Source organism: Streptomyces sp. NPDC004721 (assembly GCF_053601495.1).
Genome location: NZ_JBSGBZ010000048.1, coordinates 21,609 through 47,633, shown reverse-complemented (window position 1 = coordinate 47,633; position 26,025 = coordinate 21,609). Strand labels below are relative to the sequence as shown.

Annotated in this window: 24 protein-coding genes and 1 pseudogene; 14 read left to right on the top strand and 11 right to left on the bottom strand. The window is 67.6% G+C overall.

Translation table 11 applies throughout. From position 1 onward, the window contains the following. Positions 1–21 precede the first annotated feature (21 nt). From ACWEK3_RS32230 to ACWEK3_RS32220, 3 genes are all read right to left on the bottom strand, one after another. On the bottom strand, positions 22–594 hold the full coding sequence (locus tag ACWEK3_RS32230) for a hypothetical protein (protein ID WP_453251235.1): 573 nt from the start codon (positions 592–594) through the stop codon (positions 22–24). A gap of 64 nt (positions 595–658) precedes the next feature. Further along, a complete protein-coding gene (locus ACWEK3_RS32225) occupies positions 659–1,282 on the bottom strand; it encodes a hypothetical protein (protein ID WP_453251234.1) in 624 nt (207 codons plus the stop codon). Positions 1,283–1,367: 85 nt separating this feature from the next. Continuing rightward, positions 1,368–1,697: a hypothetical protein gene (locus ACWEK3_RS32220; protein WP_453251233.1), complete on the bottom strand. Its 330-nt coding sequence runs from the start codon at positions 1,695–1,697 to the stop codon at positions 1,368–1,370. Positions 1,698–1,906: 209 nt separating this feature from the next. Here ACWEK3_RS32220 and ACWEK3_RS32215 point away from each other — a divergent pair, with 209 nt between their 5' ends. The 6 genes from ACWEK3_RS32215 (at position 1,907) to ACWEK3_RS32190 (ending at position 14,878) form a co-directional block, all read left to right on the top strand. Beyond that, complete coding sequence (locus ACWEK3_RS32215; RefSeq protein ID WP_453251232.1) at positions 1,907–4,060, top strand: N-6 DNA methylase; 2,154 nt, start codon at positions 1,907–1,909, stop codon at positions 4,058–4,060. Between the two features lie 90 nt (positions 4,061–4,150). After that, positions 4,151–6,160 carry a type I restriction-modification system subunit M gene (locus ACWEK3_RS32210; protein WP_453251231.1) on the top strand — a complete coding sequence of 670 codons (2,010 nt, stop codon included), beginning with the start codon at positions 4,151–4,153 and terminating at the stop codon, positions 6,158–6,160. 182 nt (positions 6,161–6,342) lie between these two features. Further along, positions 6,343–7,491, top strand: a complete 1,149-nt coding sequence (locus ACWEK3_RS32205; protein ID WP_453251230.1) for a restriction endonuclease subunit S — start codon at positions 6,343–6,345, stop codon at positions 7,489–7,491. A 101-nt stretch (positions 7,492–7,592) separates the two neighbouring features. Further along, positions 7,593–9,728, top strand: coding sequence for an AIPR family protein (locus ACWEK3_RS32200; protein ID WP_453251229.1), 2,136 nt, complete (start codon positions 7,593–7,595; stop codon positions 9,726–9,728). A gap of 182 nt (positions 9,729–9,910) precedes the next feature. Continuing rightward, positions 9,911–13,111 (top strand): type I restriction endonuclease subunit R, encoded by a 3,201-nt coding sequence (locus ACWEK3_RS32195; RefSeq protein ID WP_453251228.1) that lies wholly within the window; start codon positions 9,911–9,913, stop codon positions 13,109–13,111. A gap of 168 nt (positions 13,112–13,279) precedes the next feature. Continuing rightward, positions 13,280–14,878, top strand: a complete 1,599-nt coding sequence (locus tag ACWEK3_RS32190; protein ID WP_453251227.1) for a protein kinase domain-containing protein — start codon at positions 13,280–13,282, stop codon at positions 14,876–14,878. Between the two features lie 325 nt (positions 14,879–15,203). On the opposite strand, the gene ACWEK3_RS32185 is transcribed toward ACWEK3_RS32190, so the two are convergent. Next, positions 15,204–15,368: a hypothetical protein gene (locus ACWEK3_RS32185; RefSeq protein ID WP_453251226.1), complete on the bottom strand. Its 165-nt coding sequence runs from the start codon at positions 15,366–15,368 to the stop codon at positions 15,204–15,206. A gap of 490 nt (positions 15,369–15,858) precedes the next feature. Here ACWEK3_RS32185 and ACWEK3_RS32180 point away from each other — a divergent pair, with 490 nt between their 5' ends. The 3 genes from ACWEK3_RS32180 to ACWEK3_RS32170 all read left to right on the top strand — a co-directional run bounded on the left by ACWEK3_RS32180 (position 15,859) and on the right by ACWEK3_RS32170 (position 19,054). Next, positions 15,859–16,680, top strand: coding sequence for a hypothetical protein (locus ACWEK3_RS32180; protein WP_453251225.1), 822 nt, complete (start codon positions 15,859–15,861; stop codon positions 16,678–16,680). 838 nt (positions 16,681–17,518) lie between these two features. After that, positions 17,519–18,373 carry an SCO2400 family protein gene (locus ACWEK3_RS32175; RefSeq protein WP_453251224.1) on the top strand — a complete coding sequence of 285 codons (855 nt, stop codon included), beginning with the start codon at positions 17,519–17,521 and terminating at the stop codon, positions 18,371–18,373. 111 nt (positions 18,374–18,484) lie between these two features. Then, positions 18,485–19,054: a hypothetical protein gene (locus tag ACWEK3_RS32170; RefSeq protein WP_453251223.1), complete on the top strand. Its 570-nt coding sequence runs from the start codon at positions 18,485–18,487 to the stop codon at positions 19,052–19,054. A gap of 144 nt (positions 19,055–19,198) precedes the next feature. Here the strand turns inward: ACWEK3_RS32170 and ACWEK3_RS32165 are convergent. The 4 genes and pseudogenes from ACWEK3_RS32165 to ACWEK3_RS32150 form a co-directional block, all read right to left on the bottom strand. Beyond that, a pseudogene (locus tag ACWEK3_RS32165) lies at positions 19,199–19,381 on the bottom strand (hypothetical protein); the annotation flags it as partial. A gap of 44 nt (positions 19,382–19,425) precedes the next feature. Further along, positions 19,426–19,875: a MerR family transcriptional regulator gene (locus tag ACWEK3_RS32160; RefSeq protein ID WP_453251222.1), complete on the bottom strand. Its 450-nt coding sequence runs from the start codon at positions 19,873–19,875 to the stop codon at positions 19,426–19,428. A gap of 169 nt (positions 19,876–20,044) precedes the next feature. Next, positions 20,045–20,719 carry a PP2C family protein-serine/threonine phosphatase gene (locus ACWEK3_RS32155; protein ID WP_453251221.1) on the bottom strand — a complete coding sequence of 225 codons (675 nt, stop codon included), beginning with the start codon at positions 20,717–20,719 and terminating at the stop codon, positions 20,045–20,047. Next, a complete protein-coding gene (locus ACWEK3_RS32150) occupies positions 20,682–21,251 on the bottom strand; it encodes a hypothetical protein (RefSeq protein WP_453251220.1) in 570 nt (189 codons plus the stop codon). Before ACWEK3_RS32150 ends, ACWEK3_RS32155 begins: the two co-directional genes overlap by 38 nt. 95 nt (positions 21,252–21,346) lie before the next feature. Here ACWEK3_RS32150 and ACWEK3_RS32145 point away from each other — a divergent pair, with 95 nt between their 5' ends. Beyond that, positions 21,347–21,529: a DUF6207 family protein gene (locus tag ACWEK3_RS32145; RefSeq protein ID WP_453251219.1), complete on the top strand. Its 183-nt coding sequence runs from the start codon at positions 21,347–21,349 to the stop codon at positions 21,527–21,529. Positions 21,530–21,803: 274 nt separating this feature from the next. Here ACWEK3_RS32145 and ACWEK3_RS32140 read toward each other — a convergent pair whose 3' ends face one another. Beyond that, a complete protein-coding gene (locus ACWEK3_RS32140) occupies positions 21,804–22,235 on the bottom strand; it encodes a protein kinase domain-containing protein (RefSeq protein WP_453251218.1) in 432 nt (143 codons plus the stop codon). After that, a complete protein-coding gene (locus ACWEK3_RS32135; RefSeq protein WP_453251217.1) occupies positions 22,148–22,348 on the bottom strand; it encodes a hypothetical protein in 201 nt (66 codons plus the stop codon). Before ACWEK3_RS32135 ends, ACWEK3_RS32140 begins: the two co-directional genes overlap by 88 nt. A 749-nt stretch (positions 22,349–23,097) precedes the next feature. Here ACWEK3_RS32135 and ACWEK3_RS32130 point away from each other — a divergent pair. The 4 genes from ACWEK3_RS32130 to ACWEK3_RS32115 all read left to right on the top strand — a co-directional run bounded on the left by ACWEK3_RS32130 (position 23,098) and on the right by ACWEK3_RS32115 (position 25,446). Then, positions 23,098–23,322, top strand: a complete 225-nt coding sequence (locus ACWEK3_RS32130) for a hypothetical protein (protein WP_453251216.1) — start codon at positions 23,098–23,100, stop codon at positions 23,320–23,322. Between the two features lie 683 nt (positions 23,323–24,005). Next, complete coding sequence (locus ACWEK3_RS32125) at positions 24,006–24,257, top strand: STAS domain-containing protein (RefSeq protein ID WP_453251252.1); 252 nt, start codon at positions 24,006–24,008, stop codon at positions 24,255–24,257. Positions 24,258–24,476: 219 nt separating this feature from the next. Beyond that, on the top strand, positions 24,477–25,055 hold the full coding sequence (locus ACWEK3_RS32120) for an RNA polymerase sigma factor (RefSeq protein WP_453251215.1): 579 nt from the start codon (positions 24,477–24,479) through the stop codon (positions 25,053–25,055). A 211-nt stretch (positions 25,056–25,266) separates the two neighbouring features. Further along, entirely contained in the window at positions 25,267–25,446 is a 180-nt protein-coding gene (locus ACWEK3_RS32115; RefSeq protein ID WP_453251214.1) for a transposase, read from the top strand. A gap of 89 nt (positions 25,447–25,535) precedes the next feature. Here ACWEK3_RS32115 and ACWEK3_RS32110 read toward each other — a convergent pair whose 3' ends face one another. Next, entirely contained in the window at positions 25,536–25,727 is a 192-nt protein-coding gene (locus ACWEK3_RS32110) for a hypothetical protein (RefSeq protein WP_453251213.1), read from the bottom strand. Between the last annotated feature and the right edge of the window lie 298 nt (positions 25,728–26,025).

Sequence of the window (26,025 nt, the reverse complement as noted above, 5' to 3'; positions counted from 1 at the left end):
CGGGGGACTTGGTCGAAGAGATCAGTAGTTGGCGTTGGCGATGAGGTCGCCATCCTGGCCGTAGACGCTGACGAGCCCGTTCTTGGACTCGTAGCAGGACGTGAACGCGGAGGCGATGAGCTTCGCGTCACCCTGGTTGTCGCTCATAAGCCCGCCAGTGAAGTCGGTGTAGACCTCAGCCGAGTCCAGGATGTCGTTCCGCTTGTCCGCGCCGGTTACCTTCGTCACGTGCTGGACGGCCTTCTTTTCCGTGGCCGTACCGGACTTGGCGACGCAGGCCTTGAACTGCTCCGCCTGCGTCTTCGTCTTCTGCGCGGGCGTCGCCTCGGCCTTGTCGGACGCCGGCGTGCGGCCGGCGGCGACGGCCTTGTCCTTGGCGCCGGTGTCGGTGGAGTCGCCGTTTCCGCCGCCGGCCGCGGCGGCAATGCCGATCAGAACGAAGAGGGCGACGACGCCGAGGCAGCCGAATCCGATGATCTTCCCTGCCTTCGACTTCTTCGGCGGCTGCGGCTGGAACGGCGGAGTGCCGTAGCCCTGCTGCTGCGGGCCGCCCCAACCGGGCTGGGGCTGCTGCGGGTACTGCTGCTGGCTCATGGTCCCCCCAGGGGATGTAGATGCACCTTGCGGGTGCGTGTGACTTGTGAAGCTGGAATGTGTGTCAGGCGGCCCAGGCGGCAAGGGCGCCTGTAGCCCACAGCGGGACCAGGCGCGGGAGTTCGGTGCGCGGGACGGTGCCGCGCACGCACCGCAGACCGAGCTTGGCGAGGGAGTCGGCCGCCTCGTTGAGTGGGTGACCGGCGTGGGCCTTCTCGTGGACGAAGGTCAAGTGAGGGGTGTACTCGGCGAGCAACTGCAACTTGACCAGGCTGGGCTGGCGGCCCTGGGAACGCAGGTGGGTGTCGTAGCCCTCGGGCATGCCCGCTCCGCCCTGCTGCCAGCTGTGCAGGTGCCGCAGCGCCTGCAGGTTGTCCACGCGGACCTCGATGGGCTGGCCGGGGTGCGTGCGGAGAACCGCCTTAAGACCCCAGTACACGGCCCGCAGCTCGGTGACGACCACGCGGGAGCGAGGGTGCACGAGGTACTTCGGGTAGAGGTGAGCGCGCAGACCGGTGTGGCCGGTGGTGGCGAGGTAGCCGGAGGCCACCCGGTCCGGGCCGACCGAGGCGTCCGTGGCCAGCACGATCGGCCCGGTGACGGCCTTGACCTTGTCGTTCACGAGCACCTGGCGACGAGTGGACGTCGTGGGGCGCGGTGCGTGGGCGAGGGGAGAACGACGACCCATGGCAGTTGTTGCCTCCTTGTCTTCGCGACGGAGCAGCGGGAGAGAGGGCGGGCGTGCGTGACGCCCACTGGGTGGGGCATGTGGGTCAGGCGCCGGCGATGTTCGGCGGGTGGACCTGGCCGTAGACGGTGAGGAACAGCTCCAGGTCGGCGCGCTCGTCGGGTGCGGCGTGACCGGAGGCGAGGCGGGCGTGGGCGTCGCAGTGGGCGCGACGCAGGTAGCCGCTGCGCTCCAGGTGACGCCACAGGAGGCGGAATACCTGCTGGTGGTCGTAGAGGGTGGTCTCGTAGGACGTGCCGGTGATGTGGCGGGCCTGGACCAGCAGGGCCCGGAAGTTCTCCCCGGCGTCGCACTTCAGCAACTGCGCCAGGTGGCGGCGGTACACGGTCAGTTCGGGCTCGCCCGTCTCGGTCAAGCAGGTCTCTCCACTCGTGAGGCTTCGTTTGCTGTCCCGGGGCAGGCCGAAGCGGCCGAAAAACGGCCCCGGGGGCGCTTCCGCCGACCCACCGCCAACCGGGAGCGTCTACAGATAAGCATCACAGTGAAAGCACTGTCAAACCTGTTCACGGACTTAGCCGATGGTGTAGGGTGGTCGCCATCCCCGATGAGAGGTGAGAACAGGTCATGGCCCAGCCGTCAGCCCAGGTGACAGCCGCGGAGATCTCCCGCATCGCGGGAGTCACGCGTGCCACCGTCAGCAACTGGCGCCGCCGGCACGAGGACTTCCCAGCACCAGCCGGCGGCACCGAGACCAGCCCGCTCTACGACCTGGAAACCGTGCGCGCCTGGCTGCGCTCCCGCGGTCAGACCTCCGCCGCCGCCCCCGCCGAGGAGCTCCGCACCCTGCTGCGACTGCGCCCCGCGGGCGCTGACCCAGGCGTACCGCTGCTCCCCCTGGTCCTTGCCACCTCCCGCCGCTCCCCGCACGAGCTGACCACGCTCACTGACCTGCCGGACGCTGAGCTCGCCGCACGCGCGGACGCCGCCGTCGCCGAGCTCGCCGACAAAGTTCCGCAGACCGATGCGACCACCTTCACGGCAGCCGACGCAGGCATCGTGCGCGCACTCATCCACTGCGTACGGGAGGAAGGCGCCCAGGCCGCCCTCGACGTACTCGCCGAGCGTGAACTCGAAGACAGCGCCTCCACCGGCACCTACCAAACCCCCGATCGTCTGGCCGACCTCATGGCACGCCTGCTGCCCGCAGACACGACCCGGATCCTGGACCCGGCATGCGGCAGCGGCACCCTCCTGGCCGCCGCCGCACGCCACGGCACCCGCGAGCTGTACGGCCAAGACGCCCTGCCGGTCCAAGCCCAACGCAGCGCAGTACGCCTACTGCTAGCCACGCCCGACACGGCGGTGGCCGTACAGGCCGGCGACAGCCTGCGCCACGACGCCTTCCCACAGCCCCCAATGGATGCGGTGCTGTGCAACCCGCCCTACGGCGACCGCGACTGGGGCCACGACGAACTCGCCTACGACCCCCGCTGGGCCTACGGCGTCCCACCACGCATGGAATCCGAACTCGCATGGATCCAGCACTCCCTGGCCCATCTGCGCCCCGGCGGTTACGCGGTGCTGCTGCTGCCCCCCGCCACCGCCGCCCGCACCTCGGGCCGTCGTGTGCGTGCCGAATTGGTGCGCAACGGCGCCCTGCGCGCCGTCGTGGCCCTGCCGTCCGGTGCGGCCGCGCCCCTGCACATCGGACTCCAGCTGTGGATCCTGCAGACTCCCAAGCCGGACGGTTCAGACCGCGCCTCGGTGCTGTTCGTGGACGCTGGCAGCGAGCGGCAACAGGACAGGCCACGCAACCGGGCCGAAAGCACGCTCGGCTCACCGGGAACGCGCCGACGCCGCGACGCCCTCGACTGGGACGAGCTGACCGACACCGTGCTGGACCACTGGACGGTCTTCCGCGCCGACCCGGACTCCTTCTCCGACGAGCCTGGCATCGCCCGGGCCGTCCCCGTGCTGGACCTCCTTGACGAGGTCGTCGACCTCACCCCGGCCCGCCAGGTCCGGGCCCTGCCCGCCGACGTCGACCCAGCCCTGGTGGCACGGCAAGCCGGTGACCACCGCAAGCAGTTGACCGAGCACTCCAGCCTCCTTGCCGAGGCCGCTCAGGGCACGTGGCAGCCCACCGGCGGCTCCCCACGGCAGTGGCGCACGGCCACCGTCTCCGACCTCGCCCGCGGTGGCGCCCTGGAGATCCTGCGGGCAGCGACCGAAACCCGGGAGAAGACCGAGGGCGCGCAATGGAGGGCCGAGAACGCCGGACGGCGGGTTCTCTACGGCACCGACATCGCGGACGGCGTACCCGCCTCCGACACGTTCCTCGACAGCATGCCCTTGAAGTCGTCACCGGCTATCGCCGAAGGGGACATTCTGGTACGCGCGTTCACAGGGGAAGGCGGGAGCATGGCCCGACTGGCCGACGAGCAGGACATCGGCGTGCTGCTCGGCCATGACCTGTACCTTCTGCGCCCCGACCCGACGCGATTGGACCCCTGGTTTCTTGCGGGCTTCGTCGGCGCGCACGACAACATCACCGGGGCATCCACGGGCAGCACCACCGTCCACCTCCAGCCCGGCCGGCTACGCGTACCGCTCCTGCCACTGCAGGAGCAGCGCCGCTACGGCGAGGCCTTCCGCCGCGTCCGCGAACTACGCACCGCCGCCCGACAGGCCACCGAACTGGCCCGCGAGTATGCGGACCTCCTGACCACCGGCCTGACGGCGGGCGCGCTGCTCCCACCCGAGACGGCATCGACCTGACGGACTGGCACACTTCTTCACTCATCCACCACACTCGGCCGTACCGGCCCTCTCGCCCGGCGGAACGGCTCGAAAGAAACTCGGGGAACCTTGAACAGCAGCAAGCACACGGAGTTGGCGAACCACGCCTGGTCCGTCGCCGACCTCCTGCGCGGCGACTACAAGCAGTCCGACTACGGCAAGGTGATCCTTCCGTTCACCGTGCTGCGGCGCCTGGAATGCGTCCTGGAGCCCACACGGGACAAGGTCGCCGAGACGGTGGCCCGCTTCGCCGGCCAGGACATCGACACCGACCGCTTCCTGCGGAAGGCCTCCGGCCACTCCTTCTACAACCAGAGCGACCTCACGCTGCGGAAGATCGCGGCCGACCCGCAGAACGCGGCGAAGAACCTGCAGATCTACGTCGGCGCCTTCTCCGACAACGCCCGCGAGGTCCTCGACAAGTACGAGTTCAACCAGCAGGTCAGAAAGCTCGACAGCGCGAACCTGCTCTACCAGGTCATCGGCAAGTTCACCGACCTCGACCTGCACCCCGCTGTCGTGCCCAACCACAACATGGGCTACATCTTCGAGGAGCTGATCCGCCGCTTCGCCGAGCAGTCGAACGAGACCGCGGGTGAGCACTTCACCCCGCGCGAGGTCATCAAACTGATGGTCAACCTGCTGGTGGCACCCGACGCGGACGCCCTCAGCCTGCCGGGTATCGTCCGCACCGTGATGGACCCGGCCTGCGGCACAGGCGGCATGCTCAGCGCCGCCGACGACCGCATCAAGGCCCTCAACCCGGACGCGACAGTCGAGGTGTACGGGCAGGAACTCAACCCCGAGTCATGGGCGATCTGCCGCTCCGACCTCATGATCAAGGGCCAGGCCCCGGAGAACATCCGCTTCGGTAACTCCTTCTCCGACGACGGCCACGCCCGCCGCAAGTTCGACTACATCCTCGCCAACCCGCCGTTCGGCGTGGAGTGGAAGAAGGTCAAGGAGGAGGTCGAGTACGAGCACAAGTCGCTCGGCGACGCCGGCCGCTTCGGCGCGGGCCTGCCGCGCATCAACGACGGCTCGCTGCTCTTCCTCCAGCACATGATCTCGAAGATGAAGCCGGTGGACGTGAACGGCGGGGGCGGCTCCCGCATCGCCATCGTCTTCAACGGCTCCCCGCTGTTCACGGGCGCGGCCGAGTCGGGCGAGTCCAACATCCGCCGCTGGATCCTGGAGAACGACTGGCTGGAGGCGATCGTCGCCCTCCCGGACCAACTCTTCTACAACACCGGCATCTCCACGTACTTCTGGATCCTCACCAACCGCAAGGACGCCGACCACAAGGGCAAGGTCGTCCTGCTCGACGCGCGCGACCAGTGGCAGAAGATGCGCAAGTCGCTCGGCGACAAGCGCAAGGAACTCGGCGACGGAACGAACGGCCGCCCCGACCACATCGGCGAAATCACCCGCCTGTACGCGGAAGCCGCCCAGGTCGTGAAGGACCCCGAGCACCCGCTGCACGGCAAGGTCAAGGTCTTCGCCAACGAGGACTTCGGCTACCAGCGCATCACCGTCGAACGCCCCCTGAAGCTGCGCTTCGAGGTCACGGAGGAGACGGTGGCGGCGCTGGCGGGGGCCAAGCCGGTGGCGAAGCTGGAGCGGAGTGAGGAGTTCGTCGCGGCGGTGCGTACGTTGCTCGGCTCGTCCTGGACGACGAAGTCCGAGGCGTTCGTCGCGCTCAAGGACGCGGTGGTCGCGGCCGGCCTGACCTGGCCGTCGGGAGCGCCGTTCGCGAAGGCGGTACGGGAGACGATCGGCGTCCGGGACCCGGAGGGCGAGGTCCAGAAGGTCAAGGGCGCCCCGGAACCGGACGGGGACCTGCGCGATTACGAGAACGTCCCGCTGCGCGAGGACGTCGAGGACTACCTCAAGCGCGAGGTACTGCCGCACGTCCCGGACGCGTGGATCGACCACACGAAGACCAAGATCGGCTACGAGATCCCGTTCACGCGGCACTTCTACGTGTACAAGCCGCCGAGGCCGCTGGCGGAGATCGACGCGGAGTTGAAGTCGCTGGAGGCAGAGATTCAGGCGCTGCTGGGTGAGGTGACGGGATGACTGGGGCTGGACGCTCTCTATACCTCCAGACTCCCCTGAGGCGCTTCATTCGTGAGATCACTGATGGACCTTTTGGGAGTTCCCTGACGAGCAGTCACTATTCCGATGATGGGGCACGAGTAATTCGCCTCGGCAACATCGGATCAGCGCACTTCAAAGGTAGCGACGCCGCTTTCATTCCCATGGATTACTTCAAGCACCTTAGGCGTCATGAGGTGAAGCCGGGGGATCTACTGATCGCGGGTCTCGGCGATGAGAACCATGCCGTTGGACGCGCATGCGTAGCACCCAATAACTTGGGCCCCTCGATCGTTAAGGCAGATTGCTTCCGCGTACGACTTGACCAGAGCCGCCTGCTACACCGGTATGCCGCTTGGGCCCTGAGCTCATCAATTGTCTCTGGGCAAGTACTCACGCTTACTAGAGGTTCGACGCGCGCTCGTATCAACCTAGAGGTAGCCCGCGATATCCAGCTACCCGTTCCTTCGCTGGAGGAGCAGCGCCGCATCGCCGACTTCCTCGACGCCGAGACCGCCCGCATCGACGGCCTTGTAAACGCAGAACAGCGCGTACTGGACCGTCTGGCCGAGCGTCGGACGGCTGGAGTGGTAGCTGCCGTATCAGGCGGCGAACGTACCGGGCGCCGCGCGTCCACGCTTGCCTGGCTGGATTCGATCCCGGAGTCGTGGCAAGAAGTACGCGTCGGACTCATGGCCCGCATGGGCAGCGGTCATACACCAAGCCGGTCTCACCCAGAGTGGTGGGTGGACTGCACTATCCCCTGGATCACGACGGGCGAGGTGAAGCAGATACGAGACGACCGCCTCGAAGACCTCCACGAAACTCGCGAGAAAATTAGCGAGTTGGGACTCGCCAACTCTGCTGCCGAGCTGCATCCGAAGGGGACTGTCTTTCTCTGTCGGACAGCTTCCGCTGGTTACTCGGGAGTGATGGGCTCGGACATGGCTACGAGCCAGGACTTCGTCACCTGGACCTGTGGTCCGCGGTTGAACCCGTACTTCTTGCTTTGGTGCCTCCGCGCTATGCGTTCGGATCTGCTGGGTCGACTGGCGATGGGCTCCACGCATAAGACGATCTACGTACCAGATCTGCAGATGTTGCGTATCCCTGTGCCGTCACTGGTTGAGCAGGGCGAGATCGTCGATGCCATCCGCCGCCAGAACTCACGCATCGATAACCTCACCGACAAGGTTCGTCGACAAGTCGAGCTGCTGACGGAACGTCGCCAGGCCCTCATCACCGCCGCCGTGACCGGCCAGTTCGACGTCACCACCGCCAGCGGAAGAGGAATCCGGAATGCTTCGGCATGACTCCCTGATGCCGCACGGGCGGCGGCCGGGAAAGCATGGGTTATCAAAATTCAAGGCATTTTGAGCGCTGGATTCGCGTCAGTGAAGAATGTGGGGGGAAGATGACTATCACTAGGGAAGCGGAACGTTTCGCCCGTCAAGTTCGTATTGCGCTGGAACGTGACTACGAGCGGCATCTGGACATTAGTGACCTTGCGGCACTCGGCGAAGCGGAACGCACTCCGCGGGTGAGATCTCGGGCCTTGAGCGCTCTGGCCGTGCGCGCGGTAACGGGCTTCACCGCCGAAAACGCCGCGGCGTGTGTGATCGACGGCGGGAAGGACCAGGGGCTGGATGCCATAGCGATTACCACCAACCCCGCCCATGTCTATCTGATCCAGTCAAAGTGGAGCGACACGGGTAAGGCCAGATTGGATCGCGGCGCCGCGCGCGACATGGTCGTCGGACTCGACCTCATAGACCAGGAATTGTTCGATCGGTTCAATGCTCGTGGGGAACGGCTCGCCGAGGAGGCAAGCCGGTTGATGTTTGAGGAAATGGCACCTGCCACGCTGGTCGTCGCTCTAATGGGGACCGACAAGCCCGGGCCGGGCGCGACGCAGATGTTCGAGGACGCACGGTACAAGTACAACAAAAACGGCCCTTTCCTCGACGTGCGCTATTTACACGCGGAGGATCTCGCCCAGCAGGTTCGTGCGGACTTGGCTCCGGCGCCGTTGAACCTCGAGGTCGAGATGGAACGGTGGCACAAGCACGATGGGCTGCACGAGTCGTTCCAGGGCATCGTGCGGGTGGAGGACATCGCGAGCTGGTATCAGGACCACGGCAGTCAGCTCTTTCATCTCAATATCCGCAACCCGCTCGGCGCCACGCGTACGAACGCAGGAATCATCAAGACGCTATTGCAGTCACCGGCGAGCTTCTGGTATTTCAACAACGGCATCACACTGCTGTGCGACACGATCCAGGCCCGTTACCGATCTCAGTCTGCCCCGCAGGGCGGCCGCGTCGCACTGACGGCTGTCAACGCCAGCATCGTCAACGGCGCGCAGACTGTTACCGCCATCGCCGAGGCGATCAAGACGGATCCTGGTGCTGCCGGGCACGCCTATGTGAGTGTGCGTGTGATCGCCACCCAGGGTGTCGCGGCGTTTGCGAAGGATGTGACCGAGGCGACGAACCTACAGAACCGGGTGGAGCCGCGTGATTTCGTCGCCCTCGACCTCGTCCAGAGCCTCATCCGGGACGACCTCGCGGCAGAGTTGGACAAGGAATACACGATCAAGCGCGGGGCGCCGGACCCGGCTCCAGAGTCCGGGTGCTCGCTCGCTGAGGCCGCTGCCGCACTGGCCTGCTTCCACCCGGACGCCACGCACTCCTCTCGATTGACCAAGTCCCCGGAACTGCTGTGGGAACGCGGAGTTCGCGGAACGTACGACGTGTTGTTCCGAACACGGCCCTCCGCCCACCAGGTTTGGCGGTCTGTGCTCACCGTGCGAGCTGTCCGTGCGGCGCTGCACGAGTCGCGTTCCACACGGGAAGGCCGCGCCGCGGCTCTGGCCCAGCATGGTGCCTACGTCATCGCTCACCTCACCATGCAACTGCTTGGCAGGGACGACATCGACGAGCCGGGATTCGACTGGGACGTGGAGGTCCTGCAGCGGGTCCCCGAGACCGCGAATGCAGTATTGGCGTGGCTCATCCACCACATCGATGAAGAGTGTGGCGAGAGCGCCCAGATCGGCAGGACGCTCGCGGACGCGGCCCAGGTTTCCAAGCTCGCCGGACTCGTTCTCAGGGACGCCCGCACGGCGGCCGCCATACCGGCGCTTCAAGCGGCGTACGTGAAGGCGCCGAGGCCCCGCAAGCCGCGGCGCCCCAACACGGTGCCGTACCTCGTCACAGCGCAGGCCATCGCCGAAGGAACCGCGCTCGTCTACGACACGCCCCACAGCACCGAGCGGGAGGCCGAAGAGCTGATCAGTTGGCTGGCAGCCGATCCGCGCCGCCGACAGGCAACCTGGACCAACGACCGCAAGCGCCCGATCCTCTGGGCGGCGGACAAGACGCAGTACTCGCCGTCAGGACTCATCAGCGAGATGTGGCGACTCGCCGCCTGGAAGAAGCAGCCGGTCGCCAACCAGGGCACTACTCGGTGGCGTATAGAGGGGGGCGAGACGCTGTGGGAGTTGGCGCTGCGTCTGCAGTCCGCCGAGGACTCCCTCGAGAATGAGTAGCGCAGTACTGACAAACCAGACGCCGAGCCGGAACGGTCACCTCCGAGGAACTCTCGGTTCGTCAACCAGTGGCGGGCCGCTCAGGCACTTTAAACACATCGATACTGCCGCCTTCCCAAATGGAGGGCAGCACTTCGGGCACGTTCGATTGTCAGGCGATACGAGAACGGGGGCATGGCAACATGGCCATCCATCACGAGTCCGCTTTCGGTGACGCCATCGTCGCCACCATGGTCGAGCGCGGCTGGCGCGAGGCGCGCCCGCAGGACTACCGGGCCGATCTCGGCTTGGACACGAACGAGTTGTTCACCTTCATCCGGGCGACCCAGCCCGACGAGTGGAGCGAGCTGCTCACCGTCTACGGCGGCGACCCGAACGAGGCGCAGCGCGGGTTCGCCGGCCGCCTCGACCAGGCCATCGCCACCAACGGGCTCCTCGATGTCCTCCGCAACGGCGTCAAGGACCGGGGCGTCCTCCTCCGCGTCGCGTACTTCAAGCCGAACCTCGTCGCCCACGACTCCGTCCTTGACGGATACCGGGCCAACCGCCTCACCGTCGTCCGCGAACTCGAGTACGCGACGAAGCAGGCCGACTGGGGCAACCGGCTCGACCTCACCCTCTTCCTCAACGGAATTCCGGTCGCCACGGCCGAGTTGAAGAACCCGCTGACCAAGCAAGGGGTGGAGCAGGCCAAGGAGCAGTACCGCACCGACCGGGACCCCACCGAGCTGATCTTCACACGCCGCGTCGTCGCGAACTTCGCCGTCGACCCGGACCTGGTCTTCGTCGCCACCCAGCTCAAGGGCAAGAACACCCGCTTCCTCCCGTTCAACACCGGCTCCAATGGTCCCGGCCAGCCGGGCGGCGCCGGCAACCCGGCCCCCACCGTCTTCGGCACGTACGCGACCTCCTACCTCTGGGAGCAGGTCTGGCAGCCAGACAACTGGCTGGACCTGCTCCAGCGGTTCGTGCACCTGCACAAGAGCAAGACGCCCGGCGGCGGCACTACCAAGACGATGGTCTTCCCCCGGTTCCAGCAGTGGGACGCGGTCAAGAAGCTCACCACGCACGCCGCCAGCCACGGCGCCGGCCACGACTACCTGGTCATGGCCTCGGCCGGCTCGGGCAAGTCGAACACCATCGGCTGGCTCGCCCACCGCCTCAGCGACCTGCACACCCCCACCGACCCGTCGGCGCTCGACACCGAGGCCGTGGCCAAGGGCCTCAAGCCGGGCGTGCCGGTCTTCGACAAGGTCATCGTCATCACCGACCGCCGCAACCTGGACGCGCAACTCCGGGAAACCGTCGGCAATTTCGAGCAGACCGCGGGCCTCGTCGTGAAGATCGACGAGAAGCACGGGGCGAAGGGCGAGCAGCTCGCCAAGGCCCTCTCCCGCGACACCGGGAAAATCGTCACCGTCACCCTGCACTCCTTCCCGGCGCTGCTCGACTACCTCCAGCGCAACCCCACCGAGATCCAGGGCAGCCACTTCGCGATCATCGTGGACGAGGCGCACTCCTCGCAGTCCGGCGACGCCGCCACCGCCGTACGGTCCGCCCTGCGCGACCTCGGCCTGGACTCCGACTCCGACGACGCGGGCGCGACCACGGTCAAGGCCGAGGCCGCCACCCTCGACGAGCAGCTCAAGAAGAAGGCCGAGCAGCGTTCCCGCGCCGCGAACCTCTCCTACTTCGCGTTCACCGCCACGCCGAAGGCCAAGACCCTCGAACTCTTCGGCACACTCCAGGACATCGACGGCAAGGCGACCTACCGGCCCTTCCACACGTACTCCATGCGGCAGGCGATCGAGGAGGGCTTCATCCTCGACCCGCTGCGCAACTACGTCACATACAACACGTACTGGAAGCTGGTAAACCAGAACCCCGACGAGCGAGAGGTCGACCCGTCGAAGGCGAACTCCCTGCTCGCCCGGTACGCACTCACCCATGACTCGACGGTCGCCCAGCACGCCCAGGTGATCGTGGAGCACTTCGTGGCGCACAGCCGGGGCCGTCTCGGCGGGCGGGCCAAGTCCATGGTGGTAACCGCCTCCCGGCAGTCCGCCGTACAGATGGCGCGCGCCATCAAGAGCTACATCAAGGACCGGGACTACAACACCAAGTACCCCGACCTGGGGGTCCTCGTCGCCTTCTCCGGCTCGCTCAGCGTCGACGGCGAGGAGACTACCGAGCCGAAGGAGAACGGTGGGCTGTCGGAGAGCGCGCTGCCGAAGGCGTTCGCGTACACGCGTGCCGACGACAAGGCCGCCCGGGCCGGCGGTGCGGGCCAGCGCGAGTACAAGATCCTGGTCGTGGCGGAGAAGTACCAGACCGGGTTCGACCAGCCGCTGCTGACGACGATGTACGTCAACAAGTCGCTGACCGGCATCTCCGCCGTCCAGACCGTGTCCCGGCTGAACCGGACCGCCGACCGCAAGACCCAGGCCGACCTGGCCGTGCTGGACTTCGTCAACGACGCAGGCGACATACAGGACTCCTTCCGCCCGTACTTCGAGGAGGCGAACACCCTCCCCTCCGACCCCAACCTGCTCTACACCGCGCAGAGCCGGGTCATGCAGGCAGCGATCCTGTCCGGGCAGGAGATGGACGAGTTCGCCGCCGCGTACTTCGCCGCCAAGGAGAAGGCCGCAGGTTCGCAGTCCAAGTGGGAGAAGCTGCACGCCGAGCTGTACCGGCTGCTCTCGCCCGCCGTCGCCCGCTTCACCGCTCTGCTCGAGAGCGACGACGAGGACGACCAGGAGACGGCGGAGGGCTTCCGCGCCGACCTCAACGACTACGTCAGGAAGTACGGCTTCCTCGCACAGATCGTCCCCTACCGGGACGCCGAGCTGGAGCGGCTGCACCTCTACGGCCGCTACCTCCTCAACCGGCTGCCACGCCGCGCGGACGGCGGCGTGGACATAGGAGAGATCGATCTCAGCCACATGCGCGTGGAGAAGACCGGCGAATACGACGTCTCCCTCACCTCCGAGGGGCCGACGACGATGCAGGGCTTCGGCGACGGCTCGGGCGGCGCGAAGGAAGCGGAGAAGTTGCTGCTGTCCGATCTGATCGAGCGGTTCAACGAGAAGTTCGGCACGGACTTCACCGAGCAGGACGTGATCCGGCCGTTCGAGGAAGCCGTCGCCGACCCGAAGGTGCGACTGGCGGCCGTCGCCAACAACGACCCGGAAAACTTCGGATTGGTCTTCGACGACGTCTTCGAAGACAAGATGGCCGACCACATCGACACCATCGCGGGGCTGGGCCGCCAGTACTTCGGTCCTGACAAGAGCTTCAAGAGCGCCCTCAACCGCAGTGCGCGACGCGCGGCCTGGCGGATGATCCGCCAGGAGGAGAACATCGACGACAACGTGGCGTGACGCTGGACGGGACTGGGCTGGGCGCGGCATTTCTGCCCGGCCCGGCCCCGTCTGGACGAAAGATCACCGCGGCCACCACACTGGGGGAGCACCCGGGCGCTCCCGGCCACCGACCGCGGACGCACCGGACTGCGACAGGTGAGGGCATAGGAGGGGGGAGGCGGGGGCGTGCCGTCACAGGGAATCTCCGACCGCTACGAACTCGTGCAACCGCTCAGCCACGGCGGCATGGGCGACGTGTGGCGCGGCTACGACCGGGTGCTCGACCGCCCCGTCGCCGTCAAACTTGTGCGCCAGGCAGCCATCGCCACGCCTGCCATGGCCGAGGAGTTCGCCAAGCGGTTCAAGCGCGAGGCACGCGTCACCGCACGCATCCAGCACCCCGGCGTCCCGCAGGTCTACGACGCCGTACTCGACGAGTCGTACGAACGGCTGTACCTGGTGATGGAGCTCGTCGACGGGATCCCCCTCGGCGATTACATCGACCCCGACCAACCGCTGCCGATGTCCTGGGCGGCCGCGGTGGCGGCACAAGTGTGCACAGTGTTGTCTCACGCCCACGCCGTGCCCATCGTCCACCGGGATCTCAAGCCCGCCAATATCCTGGTGGCGGAGGACGGCACGGTGAAGGTCCTCGACTTCGGGATCGCCGCAGTCCTGCGCACCGACGTCACAAGGATCACCGCCACCGGCAACCCGGTCGGCACCAGCCAGTACATGGCACCCGAGCAGGTCCAAGGCGGACGGGTCACGCCACAGAGCGACCTGTATGCGCTCGGCTGCATCCTGCACGAACTGTGCTGCGGGCGCCCCCTGTTCGACGGGGACGGCCAATACCAGTTGATGCGGCAGCACGTCGAGGCCGCGCCCGTACCGCTGCGCTTGCTGCGGGACGACGTCCCAGAAGCACTGGAAGAGCTCGTCCTCCACCTGCTGCGCAAGCGCCCGGAGCGCCGGCCCGCCGACGCCCAGGAGGTGTACGAACGGCTGCTGCCGTTCTTGCCCCCGCCCGGCCAGGCCCCGGCGCCGGATGAGGCCGGCCCCGCCGGTACACCGGACCCCACGGGGATCTACCGGCAGCCGTACGCGCCCCGCCCCCGCACCGGGACCCAGCCGGCCCGCATCCCTCCCACTCGCGCCGAACCGTCCGCCCCGCCGGCAGCGGCTGCCACCCGGCTCCGCGAAGACATCAGGGCAGCACGCGCACAAGCGAACGCCCTGCTCGAAGACGAGCGGTTCGCACAGGCCGGCGAGGTCCTCAGCAGCGTTATCGAGCCGGCCGCCCTGGCGCTCGGCTCCGATAACAGGGAGGTTCTCGACCTGCGCATGGAACGGGCTGCGGTTCGCTTCCTCGGCGGCGACTACCGCCGGGCCCTACCCGAGTTCGACGCGCTCGCCCGCGCCTTCTCCCGCACCGCCGGGCCCACCAGCGAGAAGGCGCGCTCCTGCCGCGCCCAGGCCGCGCACTGCCGCGCCGAACTGGGCCAGGTGACGGTCGCCCTGCAGGAGTTCGAGGCCATCCTCCGTCAGGTGCGGGCCGTGGACAGCGACGCCTGCGACGAGGCGATACAACTGCGGAGCGCCATCGGATTCCTGGAGCTGTCCGAGGGACGACTCGTCGAGGCACGACGATGGCTCGAGCCGCTTCACGCCGACATGTGCGTGGTCTACGGCCCCGACGACGAGGAGACCGCAGAAATTGCCGAGGCCCTGGCGCGAATCCGCCTCACCCTGGACGATACCCACCGGGAAGCACCGGAGGCATGACCGCCAGTGTCGCGCACAGCCCGGCCTCAAGAGTGAAGGAGGCCGCTTCTACCATCTGGCCTGCTTCTATATGCGAACAAGCAAGGCCGCTAAGCGGCGTATCCGCCAGCAGGCCGAGGAGAAGCGCGCCGATCAAGAGTCCCGCGCAGATGCAGCTGCCGAGGAATCGATGCGCAGCCACAAGCCCAGTGATTGGCGACTCGGCAAATCCCCCTCCGATTACGGATGAAGCGCCGGGCCCTGTCCGAGGGCCCGGAGTCCCGAACGCCCTCACCGACCGGACCGCACCGACACCGCTGGTCCTCGTCGGCGACGACACTGAACGTCAACAGGCGGGGCCGATCGCGACCTGCACCTTCTTCAGGCGCGCGGCCGGGATCGCATCGGCGTCATAGCCCGGGTTATCGCTCGCCCATGCCGCTTCGGTGCAGTCTCCGGCTTCAGTCGGCGACGTGTGCTGCAGCAACTGAAATGTGTTCTCGCAGGTCACCAAGTTGTAATTTCCCAGGACCGCCGCGTTGTCGGGTACACCGCGGGCCTTCGTCCAGACGATGACGTCCCGTGTAGGCGAGCATTTCTTGGCTGACTGTGACGGTTTCGGCTTGGCCGCCTTGGGTCCGCTGTGAGCGTGCGCAGTCGGCGAGGTTATGCCCTTTGTGGGCGGCCCGGACGAGGCGTGCGTAGACACCGATGTGGCGTGCCCGGCGCCGCCTCCGCAGGCGGCAGTTAGCAGGACGGCAGCGATGGGCAGAACGAAGCGACGCACGAGGCCCCCCGGCAGTGCAGAGTTACGTGTAGCCACAGTGGCAGCTATATACGGTGCGCGTGCTGTCGTTTCCAGACCGTGACGATGCGCCCGGTCGGCCGCCCTTCGCAGGCGTCCATGGGTCTAAATTCTTCGCTCACAGTCACAGGAATCACTTCGGCTGGGCCCGGGAAAATGCGCCACAGATAGGCAGGTTCATCGTCACACTTGCGGCGTGAGCCTGTTCGACGCGGACCACTACGACCCTGACGACATGATGGTGCATCCCCGCCATCAGGCGATGCAGCCCATCCTGGCTTCGCTCATACAGCAGTTGCGCGACTGCCGGACGGTGGAGGCTGGTTTCGCATTCCAGCAGGACCTGCTGACCCGCCTGCTGGAGGTGGAGAGGGACCGCGACGAGTTCAAGCGCGCTTTCGTCAGGATGCGGAAGAAGGGCAGGTCGCCCCATCCACAGGCGCCTGAGCCGCAGTCCGACCGTGACCCTGCAGTTGCGGAGACCTGGCAGTTCGAGTACGACGTGTGCACGCGGCTGGCCAGGCAGCTGCGTTCGGTCGGCGACGCGCTGGCCTGGCGCGTGTTCGGTTTCCACCGCCCGTTCATCCTCGCGCTGTGCCGGAACGACCCACCCGGCCTGATGTACGGCAAGGCGGGACTGTCAGCGGAGCGGGAGGCGGTCGAGCGGGCCTGGAAGGAGGACGGCGCCTTCGCGCTCCTACATGATCTGACCAGCTGCCTGCGCATCGGCGACATCACGGTGTTCCACGACACTGAGCCGCCCCGCACGCTGGAGATCAAGACGGATCCGAAGAAGACCAAGCGGGCACAGCTACAGCGGATCAACCAGGCCCGCGCGGCGGTCCTACACGGTGGTCCGCTGCCTGGGGACAACGCCTCGGAGGTCCTTCATGACCTGGACCTGCCCTTGCGCACCCATCTGGACCTGCTGGCAACGGCCATGAGGAGGGCCGCTGTGGAGGGCATCCACGCAACCGAGCTCCCCGGCAGCCGGGCCATGCCGGCGGGCTCACGATGACCCCGGCCTGGACCTTGCAGATGCGCCGCTCGGCACTAGACCGCTACCTGGTCGAGTTCCTTCGGCCGGGTTCGTGGGCCGCAGGTATCAGACACTTGCTCGCCGCACGACAGGCCGGCCAGCCGTGGCCGCACTACCGCAACGAGCACGAGATCTGGGTCTAACTGACCCGGCTCCAGCGGCACGTCGAGCAGGCGGACACTGATCGCCGGAAGTGACCGACTGCGGCGCTCAGTCACAATGAGCTGCGCGAACATCGTGCTCAGAATGGCAACCTGAAGTGCACCCCGTCCTCCCGCGCGAGATCGCCCTCCTCGATGCCGAGCGCTGCGGCCCCTACCGCGAAGCCTTCGGCCTGTGCACCGGCGCCGGCGTGATCCCCGGCGCAGTGCTGTTCGGTACGGGCTGGGCGATCTCAGGTGGGTGCCCGGCCATCCCGATCGTCCAGGTCGCCAGCGGATACCTGCCCGCCCTAGTGACCATCGTCGGCATCCGGGTGTGCCGCTGGGTCAACGTTCCACCTCGACCGCGGCTCCTGCGGGCTGTAACCAAGGACGCCCACCGACAGGCCTGCCGAGGAAGCGGCCCTCGGTCGGAGCCGCTGCGGCTGGTCAGCCGGAGTGGCGCGGGTCGCCGCCGTGGGTGGACTCGGCGCGAATACGTCCGCCCATCCCGCCCTCACACAAGGAATCCGCGCAGGAACATCACACATGCTGCACACAGCGTTCCGAAAGCCTCGTTAGCGTTGCCGGTTGCTCGATTACATGTGCGAACGTGACCAGGCCGTGGCCCAGGCGGGCCGACGGCGCCTCGAACCAGGAAGACCGGAAGACCGCGGATGGATTACTGCTCCTCATGCCGTCGCCATCTCAATGGCGCCCTGGTGTGCCCCGGGTGCGGCGCCTACGCCCCGGACATCGCCCCGCCCGCCGTCGGCGGCTGCAGCGAGTCGGCCCCGGCGATGGCGAGCGCTGCACCGGCCACAACGGCTTACCGGGACACTGCGACCGCCGACACGTGGCATGACACGCTCCTCGACGGTGAGGCGGAGTCCAGCGATTCCACGAGCGTGGCCCCGCACGTTGCCGCCGATGTCGAGGACGTGCCGCCCGTGCGGCAGGGGCGTGCGGCACGTCGGCGCCAGTTGGTCCGCTGGAAGAAGAACAAGCGCCGGGCAGCGATCGCCAGCACTGTCGCACTCGTCGGAGGCGGCCTGACCGTCGCCATGATGGACCGGACCTCCGCCGACCGGGCCGAGGCAGCCGTGGCGCCGCACGACCAGAGCATCGGCGCCGTGGAGGAGCAGACGCCCGAGCAGAATCGTTCGGCGCCCGCGCCAACGACCGATCAGCGCACTCACCGGTCCTCCCACGCCCCTTCCCAGCCGCGGCCGCCGACGAGGACCAACGCCCCACGAGAGCACGCCCTCACGGTCTCGCCCCGCACGACGCCGCCGATCGACCCGCCGGAGGCCGCCGCACCTGTCCGCCCGGCCGGGACGCCGACCCCGCAGCCGCACAGCACCGCCCCCTCCACCAGAGACGCGGCTCCCGACCGCTCCGATACAACGGCGCAACAGCCGTCGACGCCTGCGCCCACCAACCGCACGGACGCGGATACGTCCCAGACCCGCCCCGCACGGGTACCGACGTCTCCGACGGACATCTGCCTACTCGGACTGTGCCTCAGCTGACCACGCCTGCACCTGGTCCGTTCCCGGTCGAACAGTTTTCGAAGTTCGCCGGCCGTATGTCAATCTGTGAGCAACAGTCCCAGCCGACGGGAAGGAGAGGAGGCAGAGCCCATGAGTCCCCGCGACGAATTCCAAGTCCTCCTGCGCCGCATCGGCCGGTGGTGGGCCATCGACATTCCCCGCCTCGACCTCCACACCCAGTGCCGCACACTTGAAAGTGCGGAGGACCTGGCGCGCGGCCTCGTCGCCGAAGCCGTCGGAGCCCCCGCGGACCTGATCGTCCTGAAGATGGTGGTGCCCGAACTCGAGCCCGTGCTCAGTCCGGTAACCGAAGCGCGGCACCGTCGGGCGGCCGCCGTCGCCGCCGAAGACCAGGCGATCGCCGCCGCTGTTCACGAGCTCGTGGACAAGCTGCACGTAAGCCAAGGTGACGCCGCGCGCCTGCTCGGCATGCCCCCGAGCGAAGTGGCCCACTTCACGCCACAACGCAGCTCGGCGGGCCCCGGCACAGGGCAGGGCACAGAGCAGCGCACCCCCGCGCGCGCACCCAGTCCGCCGCGACCAGACGCCGCCGCCCCTGCTTCCACGCGCGCTGGCCTGCCACGGCGACCGCGGCAGACGATCTCGTCCGCCCGACCCGCCTGGGCGACTTCAGACGACGGCACCGCAGGCCAGGGCTAAGAGGGCGGGCTTCCCCTACAGGCATGCGGGCACGGGCATGTTTGCGTAGAACGGCTGTGCGGAGTGGCCACCGATCATTTGGCAGTCGGTGTGACGGGCCGTACCCTCCGCGACGTTGCTCGGCCTCGCCGCCGCTTAATGCTGCTACCAGCGGCTCATCCGTCTCATCGCATAGGACACAGTCTGAGCGCGGCTACGGAGCGAGGGGCTTCCTGATTCGTCAGTCTCATCCTGCACTAGCAGGAAGGCCACAGGGAGGCCGGCTTCCGCCGGGTGGCGCAGCACCTTGTCCGGCTGGATGCGGTAGGTGTTCGTGCGCCCCTCTCGTCGATCTGCGGTTCCAGCAGCCCGCCAGTGGGCGCGCGGTCGGGCTACTGCTTCCTGGCTCGCTTGAGCTCGTCGGCGAGCGAGCGCGCCTCGGCCGACAGCATCTCGGCGCGGGCGTCATCGCCCGCCTGAACCGCGCGCCAGTAGTCGATCTTCAGGCGGACGTAACGCTGACGCAGAGCGATCTGCTCGGCCTCGAGTGCCAGACGCCGCTCCTGCTCCGCGAGCAGCTCGATCTTCTCGCCCGCAGCGGAGGGACCCAGCTGCCCGTTCGCCACGTACTGCCGCATGTCGCTCACTGACATGCCGGTGGCGGCCAGGCACGCGACCCACATCAGCTGGCCCAGGTCGTCCTCGTCATAGATCCGGTGCTTGCTACTCGCGCCGCGGCTGATCGGGGCGCTCCCGTAGTAGCGCAGCGTGCTGGCCGGGAGACCGGTCAGGACGGCCACTTCCTTGATCGTGTATGTGTGCTGGGCGGTTCGTGCACTCACTTCATCGACCGTAGGAACTTCAAGTACTTGAAGTCGAAAGTCGCGTGGCTCACATCCGGGCGTTCTGGCAACACAACCTCGCCCGGTCCCCTCTCGTTCCCGATCTCGATCAGCCACCTGATCCGGCACGAAGCAGCTGCCCGAACCTGAGCTGGCTGGTCTGCAATGGTCAGCTACCCGCCGGAGGGCGACCCGGTTCCGTGGTTGGGAGGGGTGGCGGATCTCGATGGGGCCGGATGACGTGTCCCAGGCCGTGGCCAGGGCGGGGAATGAGGGTGCGGCGGATGGCTATGAGGGCGAGGTCGTCGCCGAGGCGCCCGCCGGTGTGGGCGATCAGGTCACGACGGATCTGGTGCAGCAGGTCTTCTGGATCGTGGTCGGTCCACTGGGCGGCGCGTTCCGCGAAGGGGTAGAAGGCACCCTGCCGGTTGCGGGCCTCGATGACACCGTCGGTGTAGAGGAGCAGGGTGTCGTCCGGGCCGAAGGGCAGGACGCCCAGGGTGTGGTCGTCGGGGTCCGTCAAGCCGATACCGAGCGGTGGTGCGGGGTCGAGGCCGGGCACGGTCACCCTGTTGTCGGGGCCGAGGAGCAGGGGTGCCGGGTGGCCGCAGTTGGTGATCCGGACGACGGGCTCGTCGTCGGGGATCTCCAGGAGAAGAGCGGTGGTAAAGCGCTCCCCCACCTCATCCTCGCCATCGAAGTCGGTGAGGTAGCGGGTGATGCTGTGCTCCAGGGCCGCGGCGAGCTGGGGTAGGGAGGCGTGCTGGTGAGCGGCCTCCCGGAAGGCGCCGAGCAGGAGGGCGGCCTCACCGAATGGCGGGCAGGCCCTTGCCGCGCACGTCACCGATCAGCACGCGGGCCGCGCTGTCGGTCCGGGCGGCGGCATAGAGGTCCCCGCCGATCTCGGCCTCCTCCTCAGCGGCCAGGTAGAGGCAGGCAAGCTGCAGCGGGCCCAGCCGGGTGGGAAGCGGCCACAGCAAGACGTGCTGGGCGGCCTCGGCCACCGTCCTTACCCGGGCCAGCTGACGCCTGTGCCGGTCCCGCACCACACAGAAGCAGACCACCAGCGTCAACAGCACCGCCAGAGCGACCATCTCAACGAGCACGTTCCGAGACAGCAGCAGGCCATCACGCCAGCCGACGAACCCCTGGGCCATGACAGCCAGGGCCCCGATGCCGCTGGTCATCCAGGGGCCTGCGAACCACGCGGCGAGCGCGGGCGCGATCACCAGCAGGGGGCCGAGGACGATGTCGGCCGGGGTCATGATGTCCGAGACCGTGATGAGCACGATGAGCGCAACAGGTATCAGCAGCAACAAATGGCTCGACTGCCACGGCTGCCGGAGACCGGCGACATGTTGATTCCTCACGCCCATGACTTCCACAGTGTGCAACTGCGTGGCCCGGCATGCGAGCGCACGCGACCCCCCGGATGGAGAGCTTCTGCGGGTGCCGGCGCATAGTGCTGTGCGTGAAGCCGTTCAACGAAGCACATGTGGTGGAGCCGCGGCTGGCCGTGGTGGAGGTTGCGGCATGCGACGACCAGACGGCCTTCGCCGTCCAGGAGTTGCTCGCCACGCGGTGGGCGACCGCGGCGGCGGATCGAGGCGAACTCGGTTCGCAGCGTCGCTTAGGGCCTGCGACAGCTGGCTGAGCAGCACCTCGGGATCGTTCGACAATGCGGCGGGTGCGTCGACGGCCACGGCAGTGGCTGACGGCGGCACTGCAGCATCGGTGGCGGACGGCGGGCGGGCGAATCGGAGGCGACGTCCGCAGGGTCGGGCTGAAACAGGAAGAAACCTATGGTCGCCAGCGCAGCCGCTGCGATCCCCGAGATCGCGACCCTGCGTGGCCGGCGGCTACGGTTGCGAGATCGTCCTGTCGTGGGGGCCGGCAGCACGGCTGTGCGGCTCATCGCGGCGACCCGCTCAGGGCAGGCGTGATGTAAGCCCCGCCGATGGGATCGCACCCCACCTCTCGGGGGCGGACAGCCTGTCGGCAACCCGCTCTGCGTCCGGGCGGTTTTCCGGCTCCTTGGCGAGCAGCGCCAAGACGAGTTTTTCGAGCTCCGCCGTAAGCTCCGCCCTCACGCTGTGCGGAGGCAACGGCGACTCCTGGACATGCTGGTAGAGCAGCGCCGTCGGAGTATCCGCGCGGAACGGGGGGTGCCCGACGAGGAGCTCGTACAGTACGCAGCCGAGGGCGTACGTGTCGGAGGCAGGACTGGCGTCCTTTCCGAGGGCGCGTTCGGGGGCAAGGCCCCACTGACCCGCTACGGCCAGCTGGCCAGCGTCTGGCCCGTCTCCTCGTCGACCAGTGTGATCTTCGCGCCGTGCAGATTGCCGTACTCGCCGACCCAACCGGAGAACTTCCGACGCGCCGTCGCCTCACTGGCCCACCAGCCCTGCAGCACGATCCGACCGCCGGCGGTCAGGGTGAGGTAGTAGCGCTGTGGCTCATCGCTGAGTCTCATCGCACCAGCCCTCTTGATCGGTGTAGGCCCGCAAGGCGACATGCATCCCCAGCTCAGCCAGCACCTCCCCCAGGTCAGCCGGGTCCCCTCCAGGGTCATCGACATGGCGGAGGACGGCCACCACACGGCGAGCGTGTGATCGCGGCACAGGCCCACCCAGCAGCGGCCGCGGCCAGTGTCGATGACCCGGGAGGTCAGGCAGGGCGCACCGCAGACCGAGCACGGCCCCACCTGGCGGCGGCCGGTCCGGGCCATCACCTGGTGCCAGTACGGACAGGCCGGCGCTGGCTCAAGCCGGCCGGGCTCGACGCCGTGGTCCGTCAGCAGTGGCACGACGAGCTCCGGGACCTCCACTGGCCTTGTATGACTGAACGCTGATCACAGTTGTCGTAGATCGACGACCCGCACGCACTGATTGCGGTGTCCGCCGCCTTTCGGAGGCCATCGTCATCGCCGGCGTGGGCGCAGGTTCAGGCGAGCACGCCTGCAGGGCGTGCAGGATGCCGGACTGCAGCACCAGCAGCCCGTACACCACCGACAGCAACCCCTGGCAACGGCGGAGAAGGCGGCCAGGTAAAGGTAGCCGCGGCCCGCCAACCTCTCGGCCGGGGGCCCGTTGACATCCTCACCCTCAAGGAATAGGACAAAAAGCGTAAAGCGCTCAAAGGTGTGTTCGTGCGGATCCCGGTGGCTACCAGGCGACGGACACCAGACTCCTTGACTGTGCGACGCAGGAAGGAGGTGAAAACATGGACGACACCGAACAGGCACCTCAGGAACCCGAGGCGACCCCGACCGAAGGCGAGCAGCCGAAGGCCGAGGCGGCGGAAGCCACGGAAGCGGAAGCACCCGCAGGCGGCGAGACCTCGGAACCCGAAGCGGCCCCCACCGAAGGCGAACCCGCAGCCGAAGCGGGAACGGAGGAGGCGGAGGCGCCGACGGCTGAGGGTGAGGAGTCGTCCGAGGGTGAGTAAAGTGATCCCGCCCTTGTGAGGCGTTCACCATCACGAACATCGACGGATGGTGCCCTTTCCAGCGGCTGGAGAAGCGTACGTCAGCGGCGCTTTTCCAGCCGTGCTTTCTTCGCTCGCGTGGCCGCCCGCGTTCAGCACCGGGGTTGCGGCCAGCCCGCCCGGCTCCCGGGCGGCAGGATGGCGCCATGCTCGACAGTCGCGTGACATGAGCGTGTGGGCCAAGGGAGTGATGGTGGGCGACGGCCCCATTGCCGCTGGCCTTGATCGTCCGTTGGACGAACTGTGGAACCCCGTGGTGACGGTGCCGTGCGTTACGGCCGCCCGCTCAGGGCTTTCTGTGCTCCAGCCGTCCGAGCCGAATGGCCTGGACGCCGTCGTCCGTCGCACAGGCGGGTGGGTCGGACCGTGATGGTCATGTGCTCAACGGTGACCGTTGCCGCCGCTGTGGTGCTGGCCGTTGCGGGCCGGCTCGCCTGAGACCTGGAGACATCCGTGGCCCGGTGGACGCATCCGATTGAGGTGAGCATGAACAGCGCTGAAGGACCAGGGACGACTGCGGCGGGAGACGCACACGGCGTCTGTCTGCTGCGCGAACAACTCGTGGAGGTGATTGCCTCCATTCGCTCGCAGTCACCGATGATGCACGGTCCGGCGCGTGACGGAGTCGGAGACCGCCCGATCACATCAGACGGCTACAAGCTCTGAGCAGCCTTCATCGTGCCGCACGCTGTACCGTCGTCGATCTGTGTGAGGTCACGTTCATGGACTCCAGCGGCATCACCACTCTCCTCTCCGCTCATCAAGTCCTCGGCCAGGCCGGCGGCTGGCTACGCCTGGCCGGAACCCGAGACTGCGTCATGCGCACCTTCCAGCTCGTGGGCCTGGACACCGTGATCGACTGCTACCCCACCCTCAGCGGCGCCCTGAACGCCTGACGGGAGCTGTCGGCTCGCACAGACTCGGTGCCGTAGCCGCACAGACCCGGCCAAACGTCACATGGTGCGGCATCGAGCCAGGGCTGTGCACCCTCGGGGTAGCGGTTGCTGTGACAGATCTGTGCGACCAGCCGCTAATGATCACGTCGGGTAAAGCGGTCGCCAGCGCAGCTGGTCCGCCATCCGTCGCTCACCGGACGCTATTGACGAGGACAGGTCTTGGGCCAGGAAGAGCAAGCCGGTCACGCCGAGTCCGACACGAGGTTAGGTACTGCCGTCGCACAGGCACAGGGCGGCGACGAAACAGCCTTCATGGTCGTGTACCGGATCGTGCAGCCAAGATTGCTCGGCTACCTGCGCGGCCTGGTCGGCCAGGATGCCCAAGTGGTGGCATCGGAGGCCTGGCACGAGATAGCCCGGGACCTGGACCGATTCCAGGGTGACGAGGCCGATTTCCGCGGCTGGAGCGCAGCCATCGCCCGCCGCCGGGCTCTGGACCACTTGCGTCGCAGCCGCAGACGCTCCACCGCCACCGCCCTCGAACCCGAAATGGCCGAGATCCCCAGTTCCCACAGCACGTGCGACCAGGTGCTGACGTCACTTTCGACCGAACAAATCCTCACACTGATACGCGGTCTGCCCCGCGACCAGGCCGACGCGGTCCTGCTGCGCGTGGTCGTCGGCCTCGACGGTCCCGCTGCCGCGCGCGTCCTGGGCAAGCGTCCCCGCGCCGTGCGGGCAGCCGCCTACCAAGGACTGAGGCGCCTGGCCCGCCAACTCGCCATGAGACAGGTGTAACGCGGAGCCGCTGCACGCGCTGAGGCGACCGCAACAGCGACAGCACAGGTTTCGCCCATCGACGCCTCGGAAGAGGCAGCCGGGGACACGGCCCGAACAGCGGCCGTGTTCGTCGGCAGTCTGACTACGGGCGGCGTAGCCATGGCAGCTATCGGCACGCCGGCCACTGCCCCCGCACGCCAGACCGTGACTGCAGGGGAAGTTGGGAGTCATGGCGGAGAAGCGACGGAAGTTCGATTCGGAGTTCCGTGAGGGGGCTGTACGGATCGTGACGGAGACCGGCAAGTCGATAGCCGAGGTCGCGAGGGACCTGGGGATCAACGAGACCACCCTGGCCAGATGGGTGGCCCGGGCCCGCCGGGCCGGACCCGCGCCGGCCCGGCGTCAGTGACGACGAGTAGTTGCCGCCCGCGCGGCGCGAAAAGACCACGATGGGTCCCGGACCAGGGGATCCGGGACCCATCGGGCTGAACGCTACTGTCAGTGTGCGGCGGTGTGGACGGCCGTGCCCGCCGCAACGCCCTCGGGCGTGGCGACGGCCAGGCCGCCAGAGGCGACGTCTGCGATCGGCGTCTCGACGTAGAGACCGCCGCCGACCGCGAGGCCACCGGAGACGTTGTCCAGGTCAGCGTCGGAGATCTCGACTGTCGCAACCTGGGGGGCGGGGTTCATCACGCGCGGTTCCCTTCGAATGAGCACTTTTGAATGGCAGCGTTCCCTCGCTCGGCTCCCGATACCGGAATTCTTGTCCGCGAGTTGGCGCTACGCGAAGGATCAAAGCAGGCCAACCATGAGGCGGCCAATCGCCCTAGCCTCGGACGGGACGCAGATCGAAATGCGCCTTCACCAATGTGGCCACGCAATGAGCGAACACACCGACTCCTTCACATGACCTGCTGAGCAGATGCAGACGTGACGGTTGCCATCAGCACTCAGGACGGTCACTCCCGCGCCGAAGTCAGCTGTCCCG